Origin of the sequence: Leptolyngbya sp. PL-A3 (genome assembly GCF_039962325.1) — a bacterium.
GTDB lineage: Bacteria > Cyanobacteriota > Cyanobacteriia > Elainellales > Elainellaceae > Vacuolonema.
Genome location: NZ_JAMPLB010000002.1, coordinates 1 through 24,513, shown reverse-complemented (window position 1 = coordinate 24,513; position 24,513 = coordinate 1). Strand labels below are relative to the sequence as shown.

Here is a 24,513-nt window from a genome sequence, read left to right as displayed (position 1 = left end):
CCTACCAGTTGATGCGGTGGGCGTTAAGCGCCCACCGCATCAACTGGTAGGCAAACTTACGCCCCAAAATATTAAATATGCTGCGATTAACTGAAATTAAGCTGCCGCTTGATCATCCTGAAGACGCCATCAAGGCGGCAATTCTTAAAAAGCTGCAAATTTCCCCCGAGGCATTAACTGGCTACACCATCTTCAAGCGGAGCCATGATGCCCGTAAGAAGGGGGAGATTTCTCTCGTTTACATTGTGGATGTGGAGACCCCCCAGGAAAAGGCATTGCTGCAACGCCTAAGGAAAGATCCGCATGTGATGCCAACGCCAGATATGAGCTATAGCCTGGTGGCGCAGGCTCCCAGCAATCTGGCCAGTCGTCCGATCGTGATTGGTACTGGGCCTTGTGGGATGTTTGCAGGGCTGCTGCTCGCACAAATGGGGTTTCGTCCGATCATATTGGAACGGGGGAAGGCAGTGCGCGATCGCACCGCAGATACCTTTGCCTTCTGGAAAAAGAAAGACACGTTGAACCCCGAATCCAACGCGCAGTTTGGCGAAGGCGGGGCAGGCACCTTTTCCGACGGCAAACTTTACAGCCAGGTGAGGGATTCTAATCACTATGGCCGTAAGGTGTTGACCGAGCTGGTGAATTCGGGAGCTAACCCGGAAATTCTCTATATCAACAAGCCCCATATCGGTACCTTCAAGCTGGTGGGTGTCGTCCAAAGTCTGCGTGCCCGAATTGAGGCTCTTGGGGGTGAAATTCGCTTTCAAAGCCGGGTTGTTGACATTCACATTGAGCGGGGGCAGGTACAGGGTGTAACCCTTGCCAGCGGCGAGTATATTGCCAGTCAGCATGTGGTATTGGCGGTTGGCCATAGCGCCCGTGACACGTTTCAAATGTTGTTCGATCGCGGCGTTTACATCGAGCCGAAACCATTCTCCATTGGCTTTCGCATTGAGCATCCACAACCGTTGATCGATCGCTGTCGATTTGGCGATCAGGCGGGACACAAGCTGTTGGGTGCTGCCGATTACAAGCTGGTTCACCACTGTCAAAATGGTCGGTCGGTCTATAGCTTTTGTATGTGTCCGGGTGGTCTGGTTGTGGCGGCTACGTCTGAGCCTGGGCGGGTTGTCACCAACGGCATGAGCCAATACTCGCGGAATGAGCGCAATGCGAACAGTGCTATTGTGGTGGGCATTACCCCTGATGATTATCCAGGGCATCCCCTGGCGGGTATTGCGTTTCAGCGACAGTTAGAGGAACGAGCCTTTGAGCTAGGCGGTCGCACGTATAACGCACCGGGTCAACTGGTGGGAGACTTTCTGGCGGGTCGTCCTTCTGAAGCGTTTGGGACTGTGCTGCCGTCTTACGCACCGGGGGTGCATTTAGGGGACTTGAGTACGAGTTTGCCGGAATATGCGATCGCCGCTATCCGTGAAGCTCTGCCCGCTTTTGACAAACAGATCAAGGGCTTCGCCATGGCCGACGCTGTGCTAACGGGGGTGGAGACGCGCACCTCCTCGCCCATTCGGATCAAGCGTAACGATGAGTATCAGAGTTTGAATACCAAAGGCCTTTTCCCGGCAGGGGAAGGGGCGGGTTACGCCGGGGGTATCCTTTCGGCTGGTATCGATGGCATCAAAGTTGCAGAGGCCGTTGCGTTGAGTATGGTGCAATTGGTTGGGGCGCGGCGGTAATTAATATTGGCGTTGCTGAAATGAAACGGGAGGAGAAACGATTGGTTTTCCCTCCCGTTTCAGCAATAGGGGTTGGGAAATACCTGTATGAATACAGCAACGCCGAATATGGACATAATGAGTAACCCTATAAAATCATTGGGTAATTACTTAGTCTCAGTTCGGGTTAAGGGCTTTTTCGAGTGCCGCGCGAAGCGCGGCACTCGAAAAAGCCCTTAACCCGAACTCAGGTTATGTATTGTCTGGATTGTTGAATGTTTTATCCGCTGATCGAAAGGGAGTTTGAGTTTATGTCCTCTTTTGTTGCTGAATCTATTAACTTTCATCTTCCTGAAGTTGCCCCTGGAAGTTTGGATGTGCGCTGGATTCATGGTTCAGTTTCAGCTAAACATAATACTGATCCGGATATCCAGGTGCATCTCTATAATGAACACACCATGATCATGCGGCAGAACATGGCGGTGCATCCAGAAGCCCCCTTTATGTTTCTGTTGTTTGGTAACGATCGCGCTATTTTGCTGGATACGGGAGCGACGCGATCGCCTGAATACTTTCCCCTACGGCAAACCGTGGATGCTTTAATTGACCAATGGCTAGAAAAGTATCCACGAGAAAACTACGCCTTGGTCGTAGCCCATACCCATCTGCACCGCGATCACTATGAAGCAGATCCGCAATTTCTCGACCGGCCCAACACCGTTATCGTTGGGAAAAGCTTAGCTGAAACAATGGAGTTTTATGGCTTTCAGAATTGGCCACAGGAACAGGTGAGCTTTGACCTGGGAGGGCGACAACTTCAGGTATTAGCGACCCCAGGGCACGAAGAAGCGGAAGTATCAATCTACGATCCGTATACTCAACTTCTCTTCACCGGTGATTTGTTTTATCCTGGTCGCCTCTATGTGCGAGACTGGGCTGACTTTGTTGACAGCATCGAGCGGATGATTGCCTTTTGTGAGACACATCCCATCGCTCATATTCTGGGTTGTCATATTGAAATGTCCATCTATCCAAAATTGGACTATTTAATTCGTACCAGCTATCAACCCCACGAACGACCTTTAGAAATGACGGTGGAGCAGCTCAAGTCGTTGCGCGGGGCGATCGCCGAAATTGACGGCAAACTCGGTATCTATATCTTTGACGATTACATCATTTATAACGGTGTACCAGACCGCTATTTCAGCTATGAAAGCATCGATCCGAACGTTGAACCTGGTGATCTTTGCTAAGAGGATGTTTCCCTACAAATTCAGCAGACCCGAAAGACGCACCAGGTATGTTCGATTCGGGTAAGTCTTGGTTTCGACTTAGTCAAAACGAATATACCTAAAAATCTTTGTATTAAGCTTTTACCTCAGCCTACCATTCTTCGAAAGCTGTTTGAGGTGGTTGATTTTTGGTGCAACCTAGGTATGAAAAGCCAATCCTTTCAAATAGCCTTTGATAAATAGTTCTTATTTTTCTCCTGCTTTGAAGAAACAAGAAAAGGGGTTTGGTTTCTGTGCGGTATATCAGAATACTCAGAAAGCCTTGAAATAAGGAAGATGCGAGTAACTAAATGCCCAAGCTCTTCAAAAATCAAGAATTTAAATGTCTTAATCCCGTATAGTACGGCTAAGTTCCTGATTTTTTGGTGCTTGAAGCTTGTTCAGCACCAAAGATTTTAGAAATGGTGCCTAAAGGTTATATAGTGCTTAGAGGGAATTTAGATTCCCGATGGGCTAAGAGGGTATTTGAAACACAATCGGTACTTGAAACAGGCTCACCTGTTTCTACCCAGAGACTCAAAGAAGGTATATGGCTAACCAACTTAGTAGTTCGCGAAGCTTACTTCTCTCCTGCTTGTCCCTTACCATTCGGGTATGTGGCAGTATTGCCATAGGTGGCATTGTCCTTAAAATTACCAAATGTAGGCGAACGATAGAGACGCGATTTCAGGGTAAAGCGAATCTACGGATGGCCTTTCAGGCAGCCTATGTTAGCAATTTGCTTGGGACCTGTGTTTCCTGAATGGTCTTCTGTTTAGAGGAAATATATTACATCACAGGTTTGCTTACCCTGGTCACCGTTGGAAGGTAGGTGCTGTTCTAGGCGTGTGATGGGTTGTTGTGAGAGGGGCCGCCTAGTGCCCCCTTCACAACACCACCCACGACTTGCAGCGCGGCAAGGTGCAGACCGAGCTGAATAGCACTTTAGGGCAGGAAAGCAATTTCTATTTCATTACACCTGTTTTAGAAGATAAACCTGATGGCAACGAGGCGCATTCTGTTGATTGACGATGAACCTAGCATTCGCTTAATGGTTCAAGTTGCACTTAAAGTTACAACTTCCTGGGAAACCCTAATAGTAGAATCCTATCAGGCTGGAGTCGCCCTTGCCGAAACTGAGCAACCCGACGCTATTTTGCTGAATGTGATGATGCCTGAAATGGATGACATTATAGCTTCTCAGGAGATACAAACAAATCCAATCATTCGACACATTCCCATAATCTTACTTATGACAAGAAGCCAGGCTAATGAACGAGAACGATTTTCCCACTTGGTGATCGCTGGAATTATCACCAAGCCCTTCAGAGTAAGTGAGTTAGCCAGGCAGATGCGTTCGATTTTGGGCTGGTATGATTAACCTCTGCTGATTTTTAGTACGTGTTTGAAAGGTTATTTTCTCGTGCGTTTTGCACAAGAAAATAACCTTTCAAACAGGTCTCAAATGTCGGAAGTGCACTAAAGATCAACCGAGTTTAATCTTGCCCTCAGTGCAGGACATGCTGCCCTGGATTGGCATCGTCATTGGAGCGATCGCCAGAATAAGTCATGGTCTTTCCTCAATATTTCTAGAATCAGTGTTGTTTAGGGCTCATGCTGAATCATTGCGATTACATCATGGTGTTCCCACCAATCAGGCGCTCAAACTCGGCTTTGATCAGTGAATAACACTCACAGCTTGTTGCTTCTAATCCCTCTCGATCCAGAATCGTGATTTTGCCATATCGATAAGAAATGAAGCCTGCATTCTGTAACTTAGCGGCCACCTCACTGACCCCCGCCCGGCGCACCCCAAGCATTTGAGATAGAAACTCATGGGTTAGTGCAAATTGGTTATCTCCGACCCGGTCTTGGGTCAAGAGCAGCCAACGACAACAGCGTTGCTCGATCGAATGCATCCCATTACATACTACAGATTGTGAAATGAGATTAAACAATGCTTGTGTATAGCGGTGTAGAACGTTATAAAGCACAGTGTCGGGGGTGACATGAGTGCGCATTGCCTCGGCTCGCATTCTCAAAGCATTACCCAGAACTTGAACCATTGCCACCCCTGGAATTTGCTTAGCTCCCAGAAATACAGGCAGCCCCACCATGCCTTCATAGCCCACTGTTCCTACTTCGATCAGATCACCCGCTGCGGTTAGCGACAGTAGCGAGCAAACTCCTTCTAGCGGAAAGTAGACAAACTCAATCGGTTCATTGGGTTGGTATAACTCTTGTTTAATTTCTAAGGGAACGGGCTCTAGGTAGAACGCAAGCCGTTCGTATTCTTCTATTGGTAAGCTGGCCAAGAGTCGATTTCTGACAGTATTTGAAAGTCCTTCACGCACTACTTTAATGGTTAGTTAGGTGATCTCTATGCACTGGGATAACACAAAGCTGGTAAGGAGCCCTCTGGCATAGGGAGGAGTATAGCTCTCGGTGCGGTTTGTACGAAAGAGTACAATAGAGGGAGAGAGGAGTGTACGGCTAAGTACAGTCTTTTCATCTGATAATTTCCTGGTTCGTACTCTCATGAACTCTCTCACCTGCATACCGCAATCTCGGATCCTTTCTCATTTTCCGAATATTGCATTTAATGTTGTCGTGTTGGCAACTTCAATAGGTGGGTTAAAAGCGTTGAGTGCTATCGTGTCTACCTTACCCGCAGATTTCCCGGCTGCTACTCTGGTGGTTCAGCATCTCAGCCCCAGTTTTCCCAGCCAATTAGTTCAAATCTTGAGTCAGCGAACTCAACTTCGGGTTAAAAGTGCTGCAACGGGAGATGTTCTGCGGCCGGGCACCGTTTATGTGGCTGTTCCAGATCACCACTTAATAGTTCAGCCCAATGGTACGCTACTGTTATCGGATGCACCTAAGATGAACTTTGTGCGTCCTGCTGCCGATAAACTGTTGATGTCAGTGGCAAACACTTACAAATCGCGGGCGATCGCTGTCGTTCTAACCGGCCGAGGGTCTGATGGTGCGCTGGGCGTGCTAGCCATCAAGAAACATGGAGGCACGGTGATCGCTCAGGATAATTTAACTTCTGAAGCTTTCCATATGCCGCAGGCCGCGATCGCCACTGGAAACGTAGATCAGGTATTGCCCTTGGAGGAGATCGCTTCTATGTTGGTGCGCCTGGTAACGTCAGAAGCTGTTACGTCATACAGAAGAGGGTAAGGGCAACGCCCCTACCCTCTTCTGTATGAATGAGCTGATGATGTGTGCAGGCAATCAGGCGGATTTAGCTCGCAGGTGACGATGAATTTCCTGATTCATGAGCTCCAATTCCTTCTGGGTTGCCCGTAGTTCTTGCTCAATATCGTGCCGTTGCTGAATCTGCACAGAGAGTGCATCTTGAAGCGATCGCACCTGATCTTGTAGCCGCTTCACTTCAAGCTGCAACATTTCTAACTGGACGTGTTGCTGCTCATAGTCTTGTGAAGCGTTAGTCGAATCGGAAAGATGTTTCAAACCAGCCTCGTTCATATCTGTTAGTGCATTATTTACAGCAGGTATAGGACAAAATGAGAGTGGGAGTAATGAATAGTAATCATGAATAGTTGACCCTTTTGTAAATAACCTTACTTTTGAATTCTTCGATTCAAAGAGAGACTGTCGTAAATAAGGAATTTGTCCTTCTGTCATACCCAGTAGTAGAAACCCTTGCTGCTGCAAACTGAAATGAAACCGAACCAGTGCTTGAAGTTGCGCCTGTGGTATCAGATACATCAGTGTGTTTCTACAAAGGAGCAAATCAATGTGTGATAGCGGTGGGCTTTGAATTAAGTCATGCTGATGAAAGGTGACGGAGTGGTAAAGCTCTTGTCGCCAGCGATAACCTTCGGCTGTGCACTCAAAATATCGCTCTAAAAGTTCTGGTGGAATTCCTGTAACTTTGTAGGGGAAATAGCAGCCGCGTTGCGCTTGCCACAGCGCATCGGCATCAATATCAGTGCCATAGATCTGCACGCGTTGCTGAAATTGTTCGACCCCCAAAGCTTCCGCTAGTAGGATTGCCAGGGAATACGTTTCTTCCCCTGACGCACACCCTGCACTCCAGATACGGATCAGTTCGTTTGGAGCTTTGTTGGCAATAATTTGGGGAATGATGGTGCTTTTGAGATAATCCCAGATGGGGCGATCGCGAAAGAAGAATGTACAGTTGATAAAAACAGCATTCAAAAGATGTGTAACTTCATCAGGTTGTTGCGTTAGGTGGTCGAGATACTCCTGGTAATGCTGCGCTCCAACATGTTGCATGCGCTTTTTGATTTGACGCATTAAGCTAGAACGCTTGTAACTCGTCAGGTCAGCCTTCTGAACATGCTTGAGATGATTAAGTAAATCTTCTAAATTTGTTGCTTTTAGAGATGGTGATGTAGTGCTAACAGAAAGGTTATGCATGAACAGATAGCCAACTTAGCTGGGCGTTCATAGAGTAAATTCTATATTTTTGAGTTTAGGCGTTTCTCGGGCAGATGACTGTCCAGTAGCGTACAAGTCATCTCCATTACTCAGGTTGGGTTTCAAGGGTGTGGTGGGTAATTTTATGTTCAAGTGTGGGGTTAACCCACATTTGAACATTGATAGATCACTAAAACAGCACCCGTATTCGCTACAAGAAACCTTGATATGGGGGGTGCGGAGCGCACTAAAATCTAGGCAAATGAAGTTGCTGAATACTGGATTGATGAATAGAGTAGCGTTCTACTCTATTCAGAGATTAAAGACATAACCCAAACGGCATATTGTGTTATATGCCCTACGTTTATTCGTTGCGACCCTTGGGGCTTCTGCCATTGGATCGATACAATTCCTGCCGTCCCAGACCAATATTAGTGCATTACGGACGTTGGCATCGGTAGCGTTGTGAAGGATGAAAGAGAAAAGGCGGGGTGGAAGGCGCGAACGGTTAATCGGATTGTTGGGCTTGCCATATCCAGGCTCGTAGAAGCAGAGCGGGTTGATGTTTGGGTTAACGCAACACTATCCAAAGCGATGCGTGGGGAGGTTGATGGGCTAGCCATCGAACTCCAAGAGTTTTTAGCGCGGAAAAATTTGCGAATTGAAACCTTTCAGCTTCAGATCGGGCAGGTGACTGTCCTACCAAAGCTGGCTATGAAGGGTACGATTCAACTGCTTCAACCATCTACCGGAGAACTCACGCTGACGCTCCTTGAGAAACAGCTTTCTGACTTTTTGAGCCTGCAATTTGTGGGAGAGCGATCGCAACCCTCAGCCTCTGCAAACCCGACTCAAAACTACAGACTTCATCAAATTCATGCGGCCTTTCTGCCAGAGAATCAACTTCAGCTTCATCTGGATTGGACGGCGGCATCTATTGAAGCGGTACAGTCCAGTACGCTGCTGACGACACCAGAAATTGCATCTGAAGGACAGATCGTTAACCTGGCTGTGCAATCGACCTCCGGAGAGGATGTACCTGCCGAATTAACCACTGCAATTCTGTCTCCGATTAATGAAATTCTTAGCCTGCAAGACTTCAAACAGCGAGGCACATCTTTTCAAATTCAGCAGATCGAGACGATGCCCGAGAAGCTGACTCTGCATGCCTCCGCGACAATCGACCAGTTTCCTACCCGGTAGACCTATGGTTCACTTTGGAATTATCTGCCCCCCCTATCCCGGTCATTTAAATCCCCAGACGGCTTTAGGACGAGAACTTCAGTCGCGTGGTCACCGTGTTACGGTGCTTCAAATTTCTGACGTGGAACCTCTGGTGCGATCGGAAGGAGTCGGCTTTCATGCGATCGGGCAATCGACCTATCAACCCGGTTCTCTCGCACAAACCTTTGTGCAACTGGCTCGGCTGAGTGAAATTGAGGCACTTCAGTACTCTGTTAAATTCTGCCGCGAGGTGACGGAAATTATTTGTCGGGATGCCCCGGCGGCGATCGCTCAACTCGGCATTGATGCCCTGCTGGTTGATCAATTGGAGCCTGCCGGAGAAACCGTAGCAGAAGGGCTGGGGCTCCCATTTATCTGTGTTTCCTGTGGGCAAGCCATTCACCGCCGGGCCGATATTCCTCCCTTTTTCATGCCCTGGAATTACGAAGACCAATGGTGGGCACGACTTCGTAATCAGGTTGCCTACACCATTCTGGATCGCAATTGCCGTCCGATTTTGCAGGTGATTAATGAGTACCGCGATCGCTGGAATTTGCCCCCCTATCGGCAAATGTATCGCTCCAACACACGCCTGCTCCACATGAGCCAGCAGGTTGCCGCATTTGATCTGCCCAACCCCAACCTCCCTGACTATTTTCATTACGTTGGCCCTTTGCGGAACCGTTCTCCTCGGTCCGTTTCATTTCCGAGCGATCGCTTGACGGGCCAACCCTTGATCTACGCTTCTTTAGGAAGTGTTCAAAATCGTAAGTATGAAATCTTTCACCAAATTGCCACAGCCTGTGAAGGCTTAGATGTGCAACTGGTCATGCCCCACGGCGGCGGTATGGATGCTGCACAGATCGCCAGTCTACCCGGCAATCCCCTGGTCGTTGAGTACGCTCCTCAGCGAGAAGTTCTATCCCGAGCCAGCCTGACTATTACCCATGGCGGCATGAATACCGTGCTCGATTCTCTGAGTTATGGTGTGCCTCTGGTTGCGATTCCCATTACCTTTGAGCAACCAGGAACGGGAGCCCGCATTCGCTGGACAGGTGTCGGAGAGGTGATTCCATTAACGAAGCTCACGCCGCCCCGGCTCCGAGAGGCCATTCAGCAGGTAAGTGACTCTCCCACCTACGCTGCCAATGCCGCAAGGGTACAGCAAGCGATTCAGCAAGCGGGAGGCGTTCAACGGGCCGCAGACCTGATTGAGCAAGTTGTTCAGAGAGAATCTACAGGTAAATCATCTTTCGCGTCATCCCTCCGTCAATGATGAAATTTTCCCCTGTCATAAAGCCTGCCGCTTCCGACGCAAGATAGACCACCATAGCGGCCACATCATCAGGTACGCCAACCCGCCCGGCTGGATGCTGTTGATGGTCTTGTTCTGTCAACTGGGGCGTCCCTCTGTTCGCAGCCTTCTTCCAGTCTTCTACAGCAATCCAGCCAGGGCTAATGCAATTGACTCGAATATCGGGCCCCAAACTATTGGCCAGGGCGTGGGTGAGCGCAACAATGCCACCCTTACTCGCGGAATAAGCTTCGGTGTGGGGTTCCGACATGAAAGCTCGGGTTGAGGCAATGTTAATGATACTGCCTCGACAGGCTCGGAGATGGGGAATAGCATACTTACTCGTCAGAAACGCACTGGTTAGATTCGTCGTGATGATACGGTTCCACTGCACCAAGTCCAGTTCCTCAACGGGCGCATTGTTGGGATGGGCGATCGCTGCATTATTCACCAAAACATCCAGCCGATGATAAGCGGCAATGGTATCAGTAACCAGTTGCCGAACAGAGGCTTCATCACTCACATCCGTGGGGATAAAACGGGCCTCTCCCAGGGAGCTATACTCCTCCGCCGTTTCTGTGCCGGCGTCAGAGTCAATCTCGGCGATCGCCACCCGATATCCTGCCTGCAGCAGTTTCAGCACGGTTGCCTTGCCAATGCCCTGACCGCCCCCGGTTACGATCGCCACTCGATTTTCAGCATTCATTACCAATCATCCAATCCTTACATTGCATCCAATTTAATCAAGACTTACAGATTCTTGTTGCGTTGGCGTACTTCGCACAGCGCACAACAAGAATGCAGTAATAGAGAACTTGCATAAGTTCTATTAATAACCGAAATGTATGTTGGCGCATCCCACCCGATAGCGATCACTGCAATTACTATTGTTGATGTTGTGTTAGTTAGGGCATCAGGCGTAATGCTTCCACTCGCTTCTGGTGTCCCAACTAACGTAATAAAGGCTATATCAAGTTCGATTAAATGAAGGTATTGTGGCGCATTGCACTGGCTTTTCCCCATTCAATCGGATGTCATCTAACATGAAGGAAGTAAAACAAGCAGTAACCAGGCTGCAATCAAAAAACAAGCTTAAGTAATGGGACAGACGTTGGGCGATCGACCATACTTAACGCGAGAGAGTCATCAAGGAGACATAGAATGGTACAAGCACAGCGCGGCAATACGGTTAAGGTTCATTACACTGGCAAATTGGATGATGGTACAGTGTTTGATTCCTCTGTAGACCGCGATCCACTAGAGTTCACGCTTGGAGAAGGCGGAATTATTCCCGGTTTTGAGCAGGCAGTTCTTGGGATGTCAACGGGTGAGTCTAAGACTGAGACCATCCCCAGCGAGAACGCCTATGGCCCCTACATTGACGAGATGGTTTTGACGGTTGATCGACAACAGATGCCTGCTGAAATTGAACCTCAGGTTGGGCAACAGCTTCATCTTCAGCAACCAGATGGTCAACTTATTCCTGTGACGATCACAGAAGTTTCGAACTCAACCGTTACGTTGGATGCGAACCATCCGCTAGCCGGTGAGAACTTGACCTTTGATATTCAGCTAGTTGAAATCGCTTAGTGCAATAACTCACGTTGTAGGGTGTGTTTGCTATTCAGCAAGCACACTCTACCGGGGAGGATAGTGTTCTAGACGTGTGAATGGGATGTGGTGAAAGGGGTATGAAGTGCCCCTTTCACCACATCCCATTCATGAATTTGAAACATGGCTCAGGAGGGCGATCGCATTGCAAGTACTTGGTTAGTCCAAACTCCAGTGAGTCATAGTGTTCTAATAACAAGTAAGGTTAAATGCCGATGATAAAAAGTGGTGGGGCGCTTTGCGCCCCACCACTTTTTATCAGATGAAGCGGACACAACTATACGGAAAAATGCTTACAACGAAATTAAGAACTCAGTACTGTACGTTATTTGTTACATAAGATACATTGTCTGGGACGGCGATCGCCTTAATTGGAAAGCAGATACTTGGTTGCCTCCATGTTGTGTTCTCCACTGTTAATGTTGCCTATCGTATTCGCAAGGAGAAGAGTGTGAGCGATCCTCTGGTGGAAACTGTTCCTTCAGAGCCATCTCCCTATCATCTCCCGCCCCCGGGGGCTGATCCCACCCGTGAACAAATGGTTCGGCATTTGCGGCACGCCAACCAGATTGCCATGCGTGTCGCTCAATCGGGTCACCATCCCTTTGGCGCGCTCTTAGTAGCCCCAGATCACGAAACAGTCCTAATCGAGCAGGGCAACGTGGATACAGTGAACCATGCTGAAGCGGTGCTCGTTCGGCAGGCTTGGGAGAAGTTTACTCCTGGTTATTTATGGGGCTGCACACTCTACAGCACGGTAGAACCCTGCGTCATGTGTGCTGGTACCCAGTATTGGGCCAACATTGGGCGATTGGTTTACGGTGTTTCAGAAACACAATTGCTAATCCTAACCGGGAACCATGAGCAAAATCCTACGTTGGATCTACCCTGTCGATTGGTATTTGAACGAGGTCAGAAAAAGATAAAAGTTTGGGGACCACTTCCTCACGTTGAGGAAGAGATTGTAGCAATTCATCGCGATTTCTGGAGAGTGTAGGAACCGGAGGCTGCTCGTCATCCAGATGCCTCAATTTGCCAGATTTTTCGAGTTGTCAGTGTTTGAGTTGATGAATGGGCGATCGCTTTGCTGTTCCAACTGGATTGCCTCTAACCATCAACGTCAAGGTGTGTGATGTGAACGAGAAGTTTTGTCTTAAATCCGTTGAACTATGAACAAAATGGCTGATTTTCCCAAACGTTCCCTTTTCCGCCCATTACGGGTGTCCTTCCGGCGATATTGGCGGGTGCTGGCCTTATTTGTGGCAACCTGTGGGTTAATTGTGGGTTGTGGTAACCCATCGGCTAACTCACCAACTCCAGCAGAGTCATCTTCACCAGCCGCAGCAGGGCAAGACTTCACGATTGGTATGGTGTTAGTAGGGCCGAAAAACGATGCCGGGTGGAACCAGGCTCACTACGAGGGTATTGAAGAGACGATTAAACAATTTCCGGGTGCCAAGCTGGAGTACGTCGATAAGGTAAACCCAGCCGATCGCCCTAACGTAACTGGAGCCCAGGTTGCCGATGATCTGATTGCCAAAGGGGCAAAACTCGTCATCTTCAACTCCGATGACTTCAAAGACGATGCTCTAGAAGCCGCTAAAAAGCATACTGATATTCCCATCATCCATGCCTCAGGCGATTACTCCTGGAAGGAGGGCCAAAACTTTCAAGATCAGGCGAATCTGTCCAACATCATGGGCAAGATGCAGTATGGCGAGATGATAGGGGGATGTGCAGCGGCTCTCTCGTCGGAAACTGGGAAAATTGGATTTTTGGGTGCTCTCATCAATGACGAAACGCGTCGCTATGCCTCGGCGGCCTATCTCGGTGCTAAGCATTGTTGGGAAAACTATCGCCAGAAACCCGTGGATGACTTGCAGTTTAAAGTGACCTGGATTGGTTTCTGGTTCAACATTCCCGGCAAAACGCTTGACCCCACCAAAGTTGCAGATGATTACTACAACGGCGGCTATGATGTCGTGATGTCAGGCATTGATACTCCTGAGGCCGCTGTGCAGGCGAAAAAGGCAGCAGCAGCAGGGAAAGCCGCGAAATACGTTCATATCGACTTCAAGGGCGGCTGTGACCTGGCTCCTGATTCTTGTCTGGGTGTGCGTTACTACAACTGGAATGTGCCTTACACCAGCGTTCTCAAAGACCTACTGGATGGCAAACAGTTGGAGCCCTTCACCTGGCTCGGCCCCGACTGGAAGGACATTAACAGCACAGAAACCTCGATGATTGGCTTCCTCCCCGGAAAAGCGCTGGGCGAAAACCAGAAGTACATCGATGAGTTTGTGAAAGGCTTAGGTGACGGCAGTATCAACCCTTACCAGGGACCGCTCAACTATCAAGATGGCAGCGTCTTCCTGAAGGATGGAGAAACGGCAACGGATCAGCAAGTCTGGTACATGCCTCAACTCCTGGAAGGCATGGAAGGGCCAAGCACATAAGCTAACGAGCTAACGGAGGAGTGCCGCGTTTTGCGCGGCACTCCTCTGTCAATTAACATTGAGCAGCAGACTTATGAAAGTCGAGTTACACCACATCTCCAAACGGTTTGGCAGCGTCCAGGCAAATGACAACGTCTCGCTGACCGTTGAGGCAGGCAGCATTCACGGGTTGCTGGGTGAGAATGGCGCAGGTAAAAGCACTCTGGTCAAAATCCTGAGCGGTTTTATCACGCGGGATCAAGGGCTTATGCTGTTGGATGGACGCGAGGTTGATATTAAAACCCCGGCTGATGCCATGCAGATGGGGATTGGGATGCTGCATCAAGACCCCCTCGACTTTCCGCCCCTGTCGGTGCTGGATAACTTTATGGTGGGCAAGCCTGGTCGCTTGTTTACCAGCCGACAGCAGGTGATCAAGGAATTCCGGCGATTAGCTGACCAATTTAGTTTTTCGCTGAATATTTATCAGCGCGTTGGTGACTTAACAGTAGGGGAACGGCAACAGGTCGAGATTCTCCGGCTATTGTCGTTAGGTGTGAATACATTAATTTTGGACGAGCCAACCACAGGCATTTCTGCCTCTCAAAAAGATGCGTTGTTTGATGCCGCGCGACAACTGGCAAGCCAGGGAAAATCCGTCATTTTTGTGTCGCATAAGTTAGAAGATGTGAATGAATTGTGCGATCGCGTCACGGTCATGCGCCAGGGCCAGGTGGTCGGAGATTTGCCCATTCCAGCCTCTGATGAACAGCTGATTGAGCTGATTTTTGGACGGGAACTGGCACCCCCTGTGAAGCCCCACACCCGTAAATCTGGAGTGGCTCTGGTGCTTGAGAAAGTGACCTTGAGTCGCGGTCGCTTCAACATCAAAATCGATCACCTAACGGCCCATGAAGGCGAGGTCATCGGTCTGGCCGGTCTGGAAGGAAGCGGTCAACAACTGCTCCTTCAACTATGCGCCGGTCTGCTGCACGCCAGCACAGGCCGCTTGCAGATCAACGGCGTGGATATGACGCATAAACCCTACCCAGCGTACCTGAATTCTGGGGTAGGATATTCTCCCGCCGATCGCCTGCGAGAAGGTCTGGTTCAGGGGTTAACGATTCACGAGCATGTTGCCCTCAAAACTCCGCCGAAGGGCTGGTTTGTCGATTGGAAAGGAACACTCAAGCGGACCCAAGAAGCGATCGCCCTCTTCAATATTCGGGGCAAGGCCAACACCAAAGTCGAACGGCTTTCCGGCGGGAATCAGCAACGCACCCAACTGGCACTTTTACCCGTGCCCCTCAACCTACTTCTAATGGAGCATCCGACGCGGGGCTTAGATATTGGCTCAACGCTATGGGTCTGGCAACAACTCATCGCCCGTTGCGAAGGCGGCACCACGATTCTGTTCATGTCCTCCGACCTGGATGAGATCATGCAGTACAGCGATCGCGTCATCGTCTTCAGCGGCGGCAGCGTATCTGAACCGATAGATGTGAAAGAACTAACGGTCGATCGCTTAGGCCAGATGATCGGCGGCAAACTTGATTATGATTCCCCTGCTTTAGAAGAGAGCCGAGCTTAAATCAGAGGGCGGCAGGTAAGGACTACTCGACTGCATCTATCGTCGCCACCCCTTCCACATGCCTTCCCCTCTGCCCTCCGCCCTCCGCCCTCCGCCCTCCGCCTTCTGCCCTCTGCCCTCCTACTCCATGTCCAGATCTATCTACTATCAAGCGGCTTCCCTGGCACTGTCTCTGGTGTTTATCGCTGTGGTCATCGTGCTGGTCGGCGGCTCGCCTACGGAAGTGGTGACCTATATGTGGTCGGGGGCCTTTGGCACAGCCGACCAGTTTGCCCGAGTGGTAGCAACCCTGGCTCCCCTGCTGTTGTGTGCCAGCGGTTTGTTGTTTACCTTTACGGCAGGGCTGTATAACCTGGGCATTGAAGGGCAGATTGTGCTGGGAGGAATTGCCTCCATGGTGCCGATCCGGCTGTTTCAGGATGTGTTGCCAGCACCAATGGTGATTGTGCTGGCGATCGCCGCAGGTGCTCTGGGAGGAATGCTTTGGGGCTTACTGGCCGGTGCGCTCAAAGTGTATGGACGCATTGACGAAATTTTTGCCGGGGTTGGACTGAATTTTGTGGCCGATGGTTTGGCCCTCTACTTAATTTTTGGCCCCTGGAAGAAGCCGGGTGTCGCTTCCATGAGTGGTACTGAGCAGTTTAACGAGGCGATCTGGCTGCCAACATTTGGGAAGACAGAGGCCAGTCCGGTGGCGTTAGCGATCGCCCTTGCTGTGCTTATCCTGACTATCGTTGTGATGCGGGGCACCTATTTCGGTTTACGCCTCCGAGCCGTGGGCCATAGCTTGCGGGCCTCCTACGTCCTGGGTATTCCTTCGATTCGGCAGTTGCTCAGCTCGTTTGCTATTTGTGGGGTCTTTGCCGGCATTGCCGGTTCGTTGCAAGTGTTAGCCGTGTTTCACCGCCTCATTCCCAGCATTTCCAGCAATTTGGGATTTTTGGCTCTGTTGATTGCGCTGCTGGCAGGCTCAAATGCGTGGCTCTTATTGCCGATCGCCTTCTTTTTTAGTGCCCTCAACATCGGTAGTCTTCAACTTCCCCTTTCCCTGGATCTGGAGTCTTCCCTATCGGGCGTCATCCAGGGAACCCTGGTGCTATTTGCCCTACTGGGCCGAGGGTTTAGCGAAATGAATAAAGCCGCCAAAACATAGAATGAGATACTCTTTGCGCAACCCATTAGCCGCCTAAGAACCCTAGCTTTGCTCTTATGGAAACTTCCCAACTGATCTCAATATTGTCGGTGGCGATCGCCACATCAACACCTCTGGTCTTTGCCTCCATTGGCGAAACCATCACCGAACGTGCCGGAGTCATCAACCTCTCCGTGGAAGGCACCATCCTCCTTTCCGCCATGGTGGGGTTCGCCGTCGCCAAAACGGCGGAGGGGTTGGGTACCGTCCCCAGTCTATTGTTGGGGTTTGGGGCGGCAGCATTGACAGGTGCGGCGATCGCCCTGATTGTTGCTTTTGGGGCGCTGACCCTACGCCAATCTCAAGTGGCGATCGGTTTTGTGCTGACGCTATTGTGTGCAGATTTATCCTCGTTTCTGGGCAATCCCTTTGTGCGAATTCCCGGCCCCACAGTTCCCAGTTTTAAGGTCCCCATCTTGCAAAGCATCCCGGTCATTGGGCCACTGTTCTTCCAGAGTGATCTGCTGGTCTACGCGAGTTTCGTTTTAGTCATTGCAACCTGGATTTTTTTCTATCGCACCCGTCCTGGGTTGATGTTACGGGCGATTGGTGAACAACCTGCGGCAGCCTTTGTGCGGGGTACCAATGTGGTCTTGATGCGCTACTTCTACACGCTGCTGGGAGGTGCTCTCGTTGGAATTGCAGGGGCTGCCTTCTCGCTGGATTTCAGGGCTGGATGGAGCCATCGCCATACGGCAGGTTATGGTTGGATTGCACTGGCGATCGTTATTTTTGGTGGCTGGAATCCCTTACGAGTTGCGTTTAGCTGCTATCTATTTGGTATTCTTCAATCCCTCGCAAGTGTGGCGCAAAGTACTATCCCCAATGTACCTACGCAAGTATTCACGGTCGCTCCTTTTGCCTTGATGATCGTGTTTCTCGTTCTGACTTCAAGCGAGTGGTTAGAGCGTTTATTGAAGTTATTACCTCCAGGTATGGGGCGGGCGATCGTCCAAACGATTCACAGTTCACCACCGGCTTCACTGGGGCGTACCTTTCAGCAGGATTGATGCTTTGCTGGTAATCAGTAGTTCATAATCCGCCCTTTATCAGCGATAGTATTACTCGCCATACAGCGTTCATCACCTTCCTTTACTTGTTCTTATATCCTATGGATTCTGTTTTATTAAATGACTGGCACGTTGTTGCCCGTTCAGAAGATGTACAACCCGGTACATTAACGAAGGCTAAATTACTGGGTGTCGATCTGGTTATCTGGCGGAATACAGCTTCTCAAGTTTTGGTTTGGCAAGATCGCTGTCCCCACCGCAGTGTACGACTGTCAGGGGGGGAAGTCGTGAACGATACTGTGGTTTGTCCCTATCATGGGCTGGTATTTAATGATGTAGGGCAATGTATCGAAGCTCCGGCACATCCTGGCTATACGCCACCCAAACAGGCCTGTGTTAAGGCATTCAAAACCCATGAACAGTATGGGTTGATTTATGCCTCGTTAGGTGAACCGGTCAGGGAAATCCCGGTTTTTTCAGAGTGGAATGATCCCAGCTATCGGCTCTGTCTCAGTGGCCCCTATCACTGTCATACCAGTGGCTTGCGTGCGATCGAAAACTTCCTGGATGTATCCCATTTTCCCTTTGTGCATCCCGGTACATTAGGCGATCGCGCCCAAACAGCCGTCGAAGATTACACCGTTTCAACAGACGAGGATGGTGTGGCGTTGCATAATGTGCGCGTCTGGCAACCTGACCCTGACGGGCAGGGAAAGGGTGAGTTTGTGACCTACAACTACCGGGCTTTTCGGCCTCTCACAGCTTACTTCCGCAAAGAAACACCCAATGGCAACTGCCTGGCAATTTTGTTCCACGTCACCCCCGTTGAAGAGGAGGAGTGTGTGGGATGGATGTGGGTTGCGATGAACTATGCCCACGACACGCCTACTGAGGAAGTACAGAAATTCCAGGACCACCTGATTGTTGAAGATTTTGTCCTGCTGGAAACCCACAACCCCAAACGCCTACCCCTGGATCTTCAGCTTGAGTTTCATCTGCCCTGCGATCGCGGCTCTCTAGCCTATCGGAAATGGCTCAAGCAATTGGGGTTAACCTATGGAGCGATCGCTGAACCGCTTAGCTAGAGACTTCTTGTAATGGTTGTTTTTCCGTGCGTCTTACACTCGGGAAAATAACCCGTCCAGCGAGTTTTATAGCAATGTGCAAGTGCGTGAAGTACAGCAACGGTGGTGTGGGGCACGAAGTGCCCCACACCACCGTACTTAATCAACCCGCGCAGCGCTATAGTACTAAGCGAAGGAAACTGGCGGTATACTTAGATAGTATAGGTATTAGTACATAAATACCAAGACTGAAACTCCTATGGTTCAATACACCCTTGCCCAAAGCCCTGAGGTTATTCTTACAGTGGCTGGCAAAGATTCGGCCAAGGCCCGCGAGAAGGCCATGGATCAGCTCATCGAGTTGATGGAAACCGGCCAGTTGCCCACCGATCTTTCTGATGGGTTCAGTCCTCAACAATTTATTGAAGTGAAGGAGAGTGTTCCGTTGAATCCTGCTGCCGAAGATTCAATTAACCAAGCGGTTCAAGTATTAAGCAATCTAGCAACGTTAAAGCTGAAGGTGCAGTCGTCACGTTCCGAAGCTTTAGAAATCCGCGGCCAAATTGACAAGCTATTTACGGATGAGGAAGTCACAGAAGACGAGGTCAATACCTTAAAGGAAGGGTTTAAGGTACTCAAGACCTTCGCTCAGGCAAACTTGCGTTACCGTGAGGCTCGGGAACAAGCTGAGGAAGCCCGAACCATTCTTGATCAAGCACTGAAGTCGGATTCAGGAAGTGCATCATCGGGCCGCTCATCCAAGTAGGCACTACTCGTTCAAGGCATACGCAAGCTTGATAGACTGCATGATTTTTGTTGGGTATGGGCTCTTTACCAGCCCACATCCAACAAAAAGTAGGTAAATTCTGCATTTTTGAGTCATATAAAATCTGCTTGTTTCAAGCGCAAAGTGCTGTAATAGGGGTGCATCCCACTTTTGTAAGTGAGGCGGGCTTCGCCCGCCTCACTTACAAAAGTGGATTTCCAAATTTGCAAAAGTGGAATGCACCCCATAATAGTGATTACTCAATGTTAAGATTTTTGCGGTTTGCGGAATTCTAAAGCGGAATAATACAAAGCTACAGCGCCTCTGCTGTGAACTTCTATCGGTTTTCCGCGGGTTCCTCATGACTTCATTCACCCATGCGTCTCCTCCGGTGGCATTGTCCGAGCTGGCTCCGTGGCTACTGGATCAACTGGACGAGGCGATCGCCTTCTTCTCGGCAGATCTGCGGCTGGTTTGCTTTAATCAATCCCTGGTTAAGCGTTGGGAGTTGGATTCAGAATGGCTACAAACGCAGCCTACCTGGTCCGATTTCTTACAAACTGTGAGTCAGCAGCAGCAGTGGTTACCCGAGCAACGGGAAACAATGGAACAGTTATTGGAGCTGGCCTGGCGATCGCCCCATCAACCACTCACACCGAACGCTGATATTAACCTGAATGCATCCAGGTACTCAAAATCCCCGCCGCTACGGCTGAAGCTCACAGGTTATCCCGATCGCAGTTTCCTGCTAACACTGCTGCCAACTCCCCCTGCCAATAGTCCAGAACAGCAGCTTCAAGAGGAACGGTTGCGCCTACTAGAATCTGTCGTGGTGCACGCCAATGATTCCATCCTCATTACAGAAGCGGAGCCCCTGGAGTCGCCAGGTCCTCGCATTCTCTATGTCAACCCTGCCTTTACACGGATTACTGGGTATTTGCCAGAGGAAGTGCTGGGGAAGACACCCCGCCTGCTGCAAGGCCCCAATACCGATCCGGCTACCGTGGCCCGTCTGCGAACTTCGCTGCATAACTGGGAAGCGACCGTAGTGGAATTGCTGAACTACCGCAAGGACAGGTCTGAATTCTGGGTGGAGTTGAGTGTGGTTCCTGTCATGAATCAGGAGGGGCGCTATACCCACTGGATTGCCGTACAACGGGACATCAATCAGCGCAAACGGGTTGAAACTGAACTGCAAAATACTCTACAGCAACAGATCGAAGTCAGCCAGATGCGATCGCGCTTCGTATCCATGACCTCCCACGAGTTTCGCACACCTCTCACGTCCATCCTGTCGGCATCGGAACTACTGGAACATTACGGCCACGCCTGGACGGAGGAGGAACGCCTGGAACAATTGCACCTGATTCAATCTACGGTGCAGCACATGACGCAATTGCTGGACGACATTTTGCTCATTGGCCGTTCAGAAGGAGGCCGACTGGAAGTTTATCCAGTCTGGTTTGATGTGGTGACATTTTGCCACACACTGACTAGCTCTATTCAAAACAGTGTAGGCCGAGAACACCTGATTACGTTTGATAGCCAGATTACCCGGCCTTACGCGTTTCTAGATCAAAAACTGCTCCAGCGGATTCTTTCCAATCTGCTGTCCAATGCTGCAAAATATTCCCCCCAGGGCACCTTAATTCGCTTTGATCTTGAGCAAGATGTAGACAACTTGACGTTCATCATTCAAGACGAAGGAATTGGCATCCCCATCGAAGATCAGGCTCACCTCTTTGACTTCTTTTATCGGGGTAATAACGTGGGAACAACCCCTGGGACAGGTCTGGGATTGGCTATTGTTAAAAACTGTGTTGACCTGTGCAAAGGCCAAATTCGTGTTGAAAGTACACCCAATGTTGGAACCCTATTTCGAGTCACATTACCGGCCTCAACTGAAGCAACAAGGCCTGAATAACCAAAACCTGGTAGTTCATTCCACCTGCCATTGGCATGATGAAGCATAGGTACTCAACAGCTTAAGCTTGCTCATCTTTGAGGTGGTTTGATTCCTGCCGTTTATTACCTCGACTTTGAACGAAATTGGGTTTCGCTTGGCTGAAATGCTTGCGTAGAAAGCATTTCAGCCAAGCGAAACCCGAAAGTCTGCCGCGCAGCGAAACGTGCTCTGTGAGCACGTTTCGCTGCGCGGCAGACAGAATTAGTCCAAACTCCAGTATTACTAGAAGGGTGATTTTTCTGTCGCTTCGCGACAGAAAAATCACCCTTCTAAGCTTTGGGACAGATTTTGAGGATGGCCACAACATACCACCGATGATTCTAATTCCATGCTAAAACTCTGGGTGACGCTCCTTGTCAAGAAGTCGTGATAAAACGTTCACCTGCCCGGAAGCGATCGCACCCTCGACGATCCCTCTGGAAAACTCTCTGCCTGGTGGCCTGCGCTTGCTTTAGCCTGGGCTTAACAGCCGGGACGGTTTTCTGGAACCCTTCTCAGCCACCTGAAGCTACAGAGGTCGTTTCGCAGCAGGAAGCTCAACCTGTTGCTGCCATCCAGAACGGCAGACCTCAGCTCTCTCCTCTACCTGAAGCCGAGGAAGTATGGGCCTGCGATGTCGTGGTGATTGGTGGTTCTCTGGGAGGAATCGCTGCCGCTACCCATGCGATGCAGGCGGGCGCTGTCACCTGTCTCATCGAACTCACGCCCTGGCTGGGTGGGCAGATTAGTTCGCAAGGCGTTTCGGCCATTGACGAATCCCGGGCGATGCAAACTCGGCAAAATCACTCCCAAAGCTGGCTTAAATTTAAGCAGCGCATTGCCCAGCAGCCCCTACACTTGCCTGCATGGTTAGAGCACTCTGAATCCAGGACAGTGAAGGAAAGCAATAGCTGCTGGGTCGGGAAGCTGTGTTTCCCGCCAAAAGCAGGAGCGATCGCGGCCCGAGAAGCGCTTGAAGCGGCTGCCAAAAAGGCTCCGGGAAGCCGATGGGAGACGGCGATCGCCTTCAAAGGCGCAACGTTTGATGCCACAGGTCGAGAAATTATTGCTATCCATGCCCTCCGGCGGGTGCCGCACAGTCCAGATTACGTGCCCGCAGGCCGCTTTTCCAAGGAGCTGGCTTACTGGTATTCCTGGTCCGATGATGCCATCTTTGAAAAAATACCGCTACGCCTGGAGGCATTTTCAGGTAAACGGTTGATGGTGATTGATGCAACGGATACGGGAGAACTGGTGGGATGGGCAGGCATTCCCCATCGATTGGGGTCAGAGTCAAAGGCCACTACTCAGGAGGCCAATGCAGCATCTCTGGATAATCCAGAATGTACTCAGGCATTTACCTACCCGTTTGCGCTTGCTCTCCACGATGACGGGGGAACCAGCCACTCCGAACTGCGTCAAGTTCAGCCGCTTTATGGGCGGCATGAGCACCGCCGGGAATATGACCTGCAAAACATGCCCACGTTCTCAGGGAAAAGCTTTTTCAATTACAGGCGCATTGTCAGTTCCGTGCGGAATGATCCCTTCACCGCAACGCCGGTTCTGGGGGATGTCACCATGGTGAACTGGAATCAGGGGAATGACTGGAACTGGATGAACCCTTCGCTCATTCTGACTGATGAACAATTGGATGCATCGGGTCAACGCCAAAATTGGTTGGGTGGTATCTCGGAAATTGCACTTCGCAAAGGGGAAGACCATGCTCTCCTGTTTGCCGAATGGCTCCTGGAAACCCAGGTTGACCCTGAATTTCCATTGACCTATTTAATGGGAGCGGATAGCCCAATGGGGACGGTATCCGGTCTCAGCATGGTGCCTTACATCCGTGAAGGACGGCGGATTTTAGGGCGCAAGGCCTATGGCCAGGAGGAGTTTATGATACGGGAATCAGACCTGCGACGCGATATGTCGGGAGGCCGTGATTTCAGTGCCACCAAGATTGGCATCACGCACTATGACCTCGATATGCACGGCTGCCGCTACCGCAACTGGCAACCCTCTGGAGAAGCTAGCACTGCTCCGGCCCACGAAACTAAAATCCATCCGGTCCAAATCCCCCTGGAAAGCCTGATTCCCCAAGGGGTAGACAATCTACTCATTGGGGGCAAAAGCATTGCGGTGACGCACATTGTCAATGCAGTAACACGCGTTCATTACGGTGAATGGACGGTTGGTGGGGCCGCAGGGGCGATCGCCGCCTACCTGCAAACATCTCCCACGCTTACCCCGGGGGATATTGTTCCGAACGGGCTCATATCTGAAGTGCAGGCGTATCTAGTAAAACAAGGGTTGCGATTGGAGTGGTAATATGACCTCCAATTGAGGAACCATAATGTGCAGTGGTGCAGCGCAGCGCCCTGCACCACTGCACATTATGGTTCCTCAATTGAATTTGCATATAGCAATAGCCATTTTGGTTAACACATCAGAAGGGCGCTTCCTTCTGATGTGTTAACCAAAACGGCGAAGAGTGTGAGTGCGTCTGGTGGCAAAGCTATCATCGCCCACGAAGTTAGTTAATGCAGCGTAATAGAGTCTTCACGCAGCAGACATTCATTTGTCACTTAGCTGACACATAGAGCGTCTAACTTGAATCAGCTATGCCTTTTCTATAACTAAATTTCCTTATGTCCGTGCCTTCGCATCCGTTTCGTGAATCCCTTCACACCTCACTTATGAAGCTGCGCTTACATCATCGTGTCGTTTTAGCCTCCACCATTGCCCTTTCCGGAGTTTCTGTTTGTGCCCTAACGGCACGAGCCATGTATCGTGACAGCCCCAAAGCGGTTGTTGATCAGGCATGGCAGATCGTCAATCGCGATTATGTTGACCCCAACTTTAATCAGGTTGATTGGCAGGAAGTGCGCTATTCCTTGCTGGATCGCAACTTGTATCTTGGAGACGAGCAGGTCAATCTGGAATATCCAGAGAGTGGGAGTGAGGTTGACGCGCAACTGAGGTACTCAGCCTGGGGAATAGATAGGCCCCTCCTACTTCCTG

At 50.2% G+C, this 24,513-nt stretch carries 19 protein-coding genes and 1 pseudogene; 17 read left to right on the top strand and 3 right to left on the bottom strand.

The window, feature by feature from the left end; genetic code table 11:
• The first annotated feature begins 77 nt into the window (after positions 1–77).
• The 3 genes from NDI52_RS01920 (at position 78) to NDI52_RS01910 (ending at position 4,328) form a co-directional block, all read left to right on the top strand.
• On the top strand, positions 78–1,697 hold the full coding sequence (locus NDI52_RS01920; protein WP_190771500.1) for an NAD(P)/FAD-dependent oxidoreductase: 1,620 nt from the start codon (positions 78–80) through the stop codon (positions 1,695–1,697).
• A 290-nt stretch (positions 1,698–1,987) separates the two neighbouring features.
• Positions 1,988–2,929: an MBL fold metallo-hydrolase gene (locus NDI52_RS01915; protein WP_190774178.1), complete on the top strand. Its 942-nt coding sequence runs from the start codon at positions 1,988–1,990 to the stop codon at positions 2,927–2,929.
• A gap of 1,018 nt (positions 2,930–3,947) precedes the next feature.
• On the top strand, positions 3,948–4,328 hold the full coding sequence (locus NDI52_RS01910) for a response regulator (protein ID WP_190774179.1): 381 nt from the start codon (positions 3,948–3,950) through the stop codon (positions 4,326–4,328).
• A gap of 250 nt (positions 4,329–4,578) precedes the next feature.
• On the opposite strand, the gene NDI52_RS01905 is transcribed toward NDI52_RS01910, so the two are convergent.
• Positions 4,579–5,262, bottom strand: coding sequence for a Crp/Fnr family transcriptional regulator (locus tag NDI52_RS01905; protein ID WP_199307828.1), 684 nt, complete (start codon positions 5,260–5,262; stop codon positions 4,579–4,581).
• Positions 5,263–5,485: 223 nt separating this feature from the next.
• On the opposite strand from NDI52_RS01905, the gene NDI52_RS01900 reads away from it, so the two are divergent.
• Positions 5,486–6,133, top strand: coding sequence for a chemotaxis protein CheB (locus NDI52_RS01900; RefSeq protein WP_190774181.1), 648 nt, complete (start codon positions 5,486–5,488; stop codon positions 6,131–6,133).
• Between the two features lie 54 nt (positions 6,134–6,187).
• Here the strand turns inward: NDI52_RS01900 and NDI52_RS01895 are convergent, their stop codons facing one another.
• Entirely contained in the window at positions 6,188–7,360 is a 1,173-nt protein-coding gene (locus NDI52_RS01895) for a CheR family methyltransferase (protein ID WP_348256313.1), read from the bottom strand.
• Positions 7,361–7,825: 465 nt separating this feature from the next.
• Between NDI52_RS01895 and NDI52_RS01890 the strand changes: the two genes are divergently transcribed.
• Complete coding sequence (locus NDI52_RS01890; RefSeq protein WP_190774183.1) at positions 7,826–8,563, top strand: DUF2993 domain-containing protein; 738 nt, start codon at positions 7,826–7,828, stop codon at positions 8,561–8,563.
• Positions 8,564–8,567: 4 nt separating this feature from the next.
• Entirely contained in the window at positions 8,568–9,860 is a 1,293-nt protein-coding gene (locus NDI52_RS01885; RefSeq protein WP_190774184.1) for a glycosyltransferase, read from the top strand.
• On the opposite strand, the gene NDI52_RS01880 is transcribed toward NDI52_RS01885, so the two are convergent.
• Positions 9,820–10,584 (bottom strand): glucose 1-dehydrogenase, encoded by a 765-nt coding sequence (locus NDI52_RS01880; protein ID WP_190774185.1) that lies wholly within the window; start codon positions 10,582–10,584, stop codon positions 9,820–9,822. The two genes, NDI52_RS01885 and NDI52_RS01880, sit on opposite strands and share 41 nt — an antisense overlap.
• Positions 10,585–11,039: 455 nt before the next feature.
• On the opposite strand from NDI52_RS01880, the gene NDI52_RS01875 reads away from it, so the two are divergent.
• The 11 genes and pseudogenes from NDI52_RS01875 to NDI52_RS01825 all read left to right on the top strand — a co-directional run.
• Complete coding sequence (locus NDI52_RS01875) at positions 11,040–11,468, top strand: peptidylprolyl isomerase (protein ID WP_190774186.1); 429 nt, start codon at positions 11,040–11,042, stop codon at positions 11,466–11,468.
• A 559-nt stretch (positions 11,469–12,027) separates the two neighbouring features.
• Complete coding sequence (locus tag NDI52_RS01870; protein ID WP_190774193.1) at positions 12,028–12,486, top strand: nucleoside deaminase; 459 nt, start codon at positions 12,028–12,030, stop codon at positions 12,484–12,486.
• Between the two features lie 172 nt (positions 12,487–12,658).
• Positions 12,659–13,945: a BMP family ABC transporter substrate-binding protein gene (locus tag NDI52_RS01865; protein WP_242045971.1), complete on the top strand. Its 1,287-nt coding sequence runs from the start codon at positions 12,659–12,661 to the stop codon at positions 13,943–13,945.
• A gap of 73 nt (positions 13,946–14,018) precedes the next feature.
• Positions 14,019–15,515 carry an ATP-binding cassette domain-containing protein gene (locus tag NDI52_RS01860; protein WP_190774187.1) on the top strand — a complete coding sequence of 499 codons (1,497 nt, stop codon included), beginning with the start codon at positions 14,019–14,021 and terminating at the stop codon, positions 15,513–15,515.
• A 127-nt stretch (positions 15,516–15,642) separates the two neighbouring features.
• Entirely contained in the window at positions 15,643–16,668 is a 1,026-nt protein-coding gene (locus tag NDI52_RS01855) for an ABC transporter permease (RefSeq protein ID WP_190774188.1), read from the top strand.
• 56 nt (positions 16,669–16,724) lie between these two features.
• Positions 16,725–17,717 (top strand): ABC transporter permease, encoded by a 993-nt coding sequence (locus NDI52_RS01850; RefSeq protein WP_190774189.1) that lies wholly within the window; start codon positions 16,725–16,727, stop codon positions 17,715–17,717.
• Positions 17,718–17,818: 101 nt separating this feature from the next.
• Positions 17,819–18,802 carry an aromatic ring-hydroxylating dioxygenase subunit alpha gene (locus NDI52_RS01845; RefSeq protein WP_190774190.1) on the top strand — a complete coding sequence of 328 codons (984 nt, stop codon included), beginning with the start codon at positions 17,819–17,821 and terminating at the stop codon, positions 18,800–18,802.
• 238 nt (positions 18,803–19,040) lie between these two features.
• On the top strand, positions 19,041–19,547 hold the full coding sequence (locus NDI52_RS01840; protein ID WP_190774191.1) for a hypothetical protein: 507 nt from the start codon (positions 19,041–19,043) through the stop codon (positions 19,545–19,547).
• 361 nt (positions 19,548–19,908) lie between these two features.
• Entirely contained in the window at positions 19,909–21,471 is a 1,563-nt protein-coding gene (locus NDI52_RS01835) for a PAS domain-containing sensor histidine kinase (RefSeq protein ID WP_190774192.1), read from the top strand.
• Positions 21,472–21,879: 408 nt separating this feature from the next.
• The gene (locus NDI52_RS01830; RefSeq protein ID WP_347280037.1) at positions 21,880–23,820 is read left to right on the top strand and encodes an FAD-dependent oxidoreductase; all 1,941 of its coding nucleotides are present in this window, start codon (positions 21,880–21,882) and stop codon (positions 23,818–23,820) included.
• A 368-nt stretch (positions 23,821–24,188) separates the two neighbouring features.
• Positions 24,189–24,513: pseudogene (locus NDI52_RS01825) on the top strand (hypothetical protein); the annotation flags it as partial.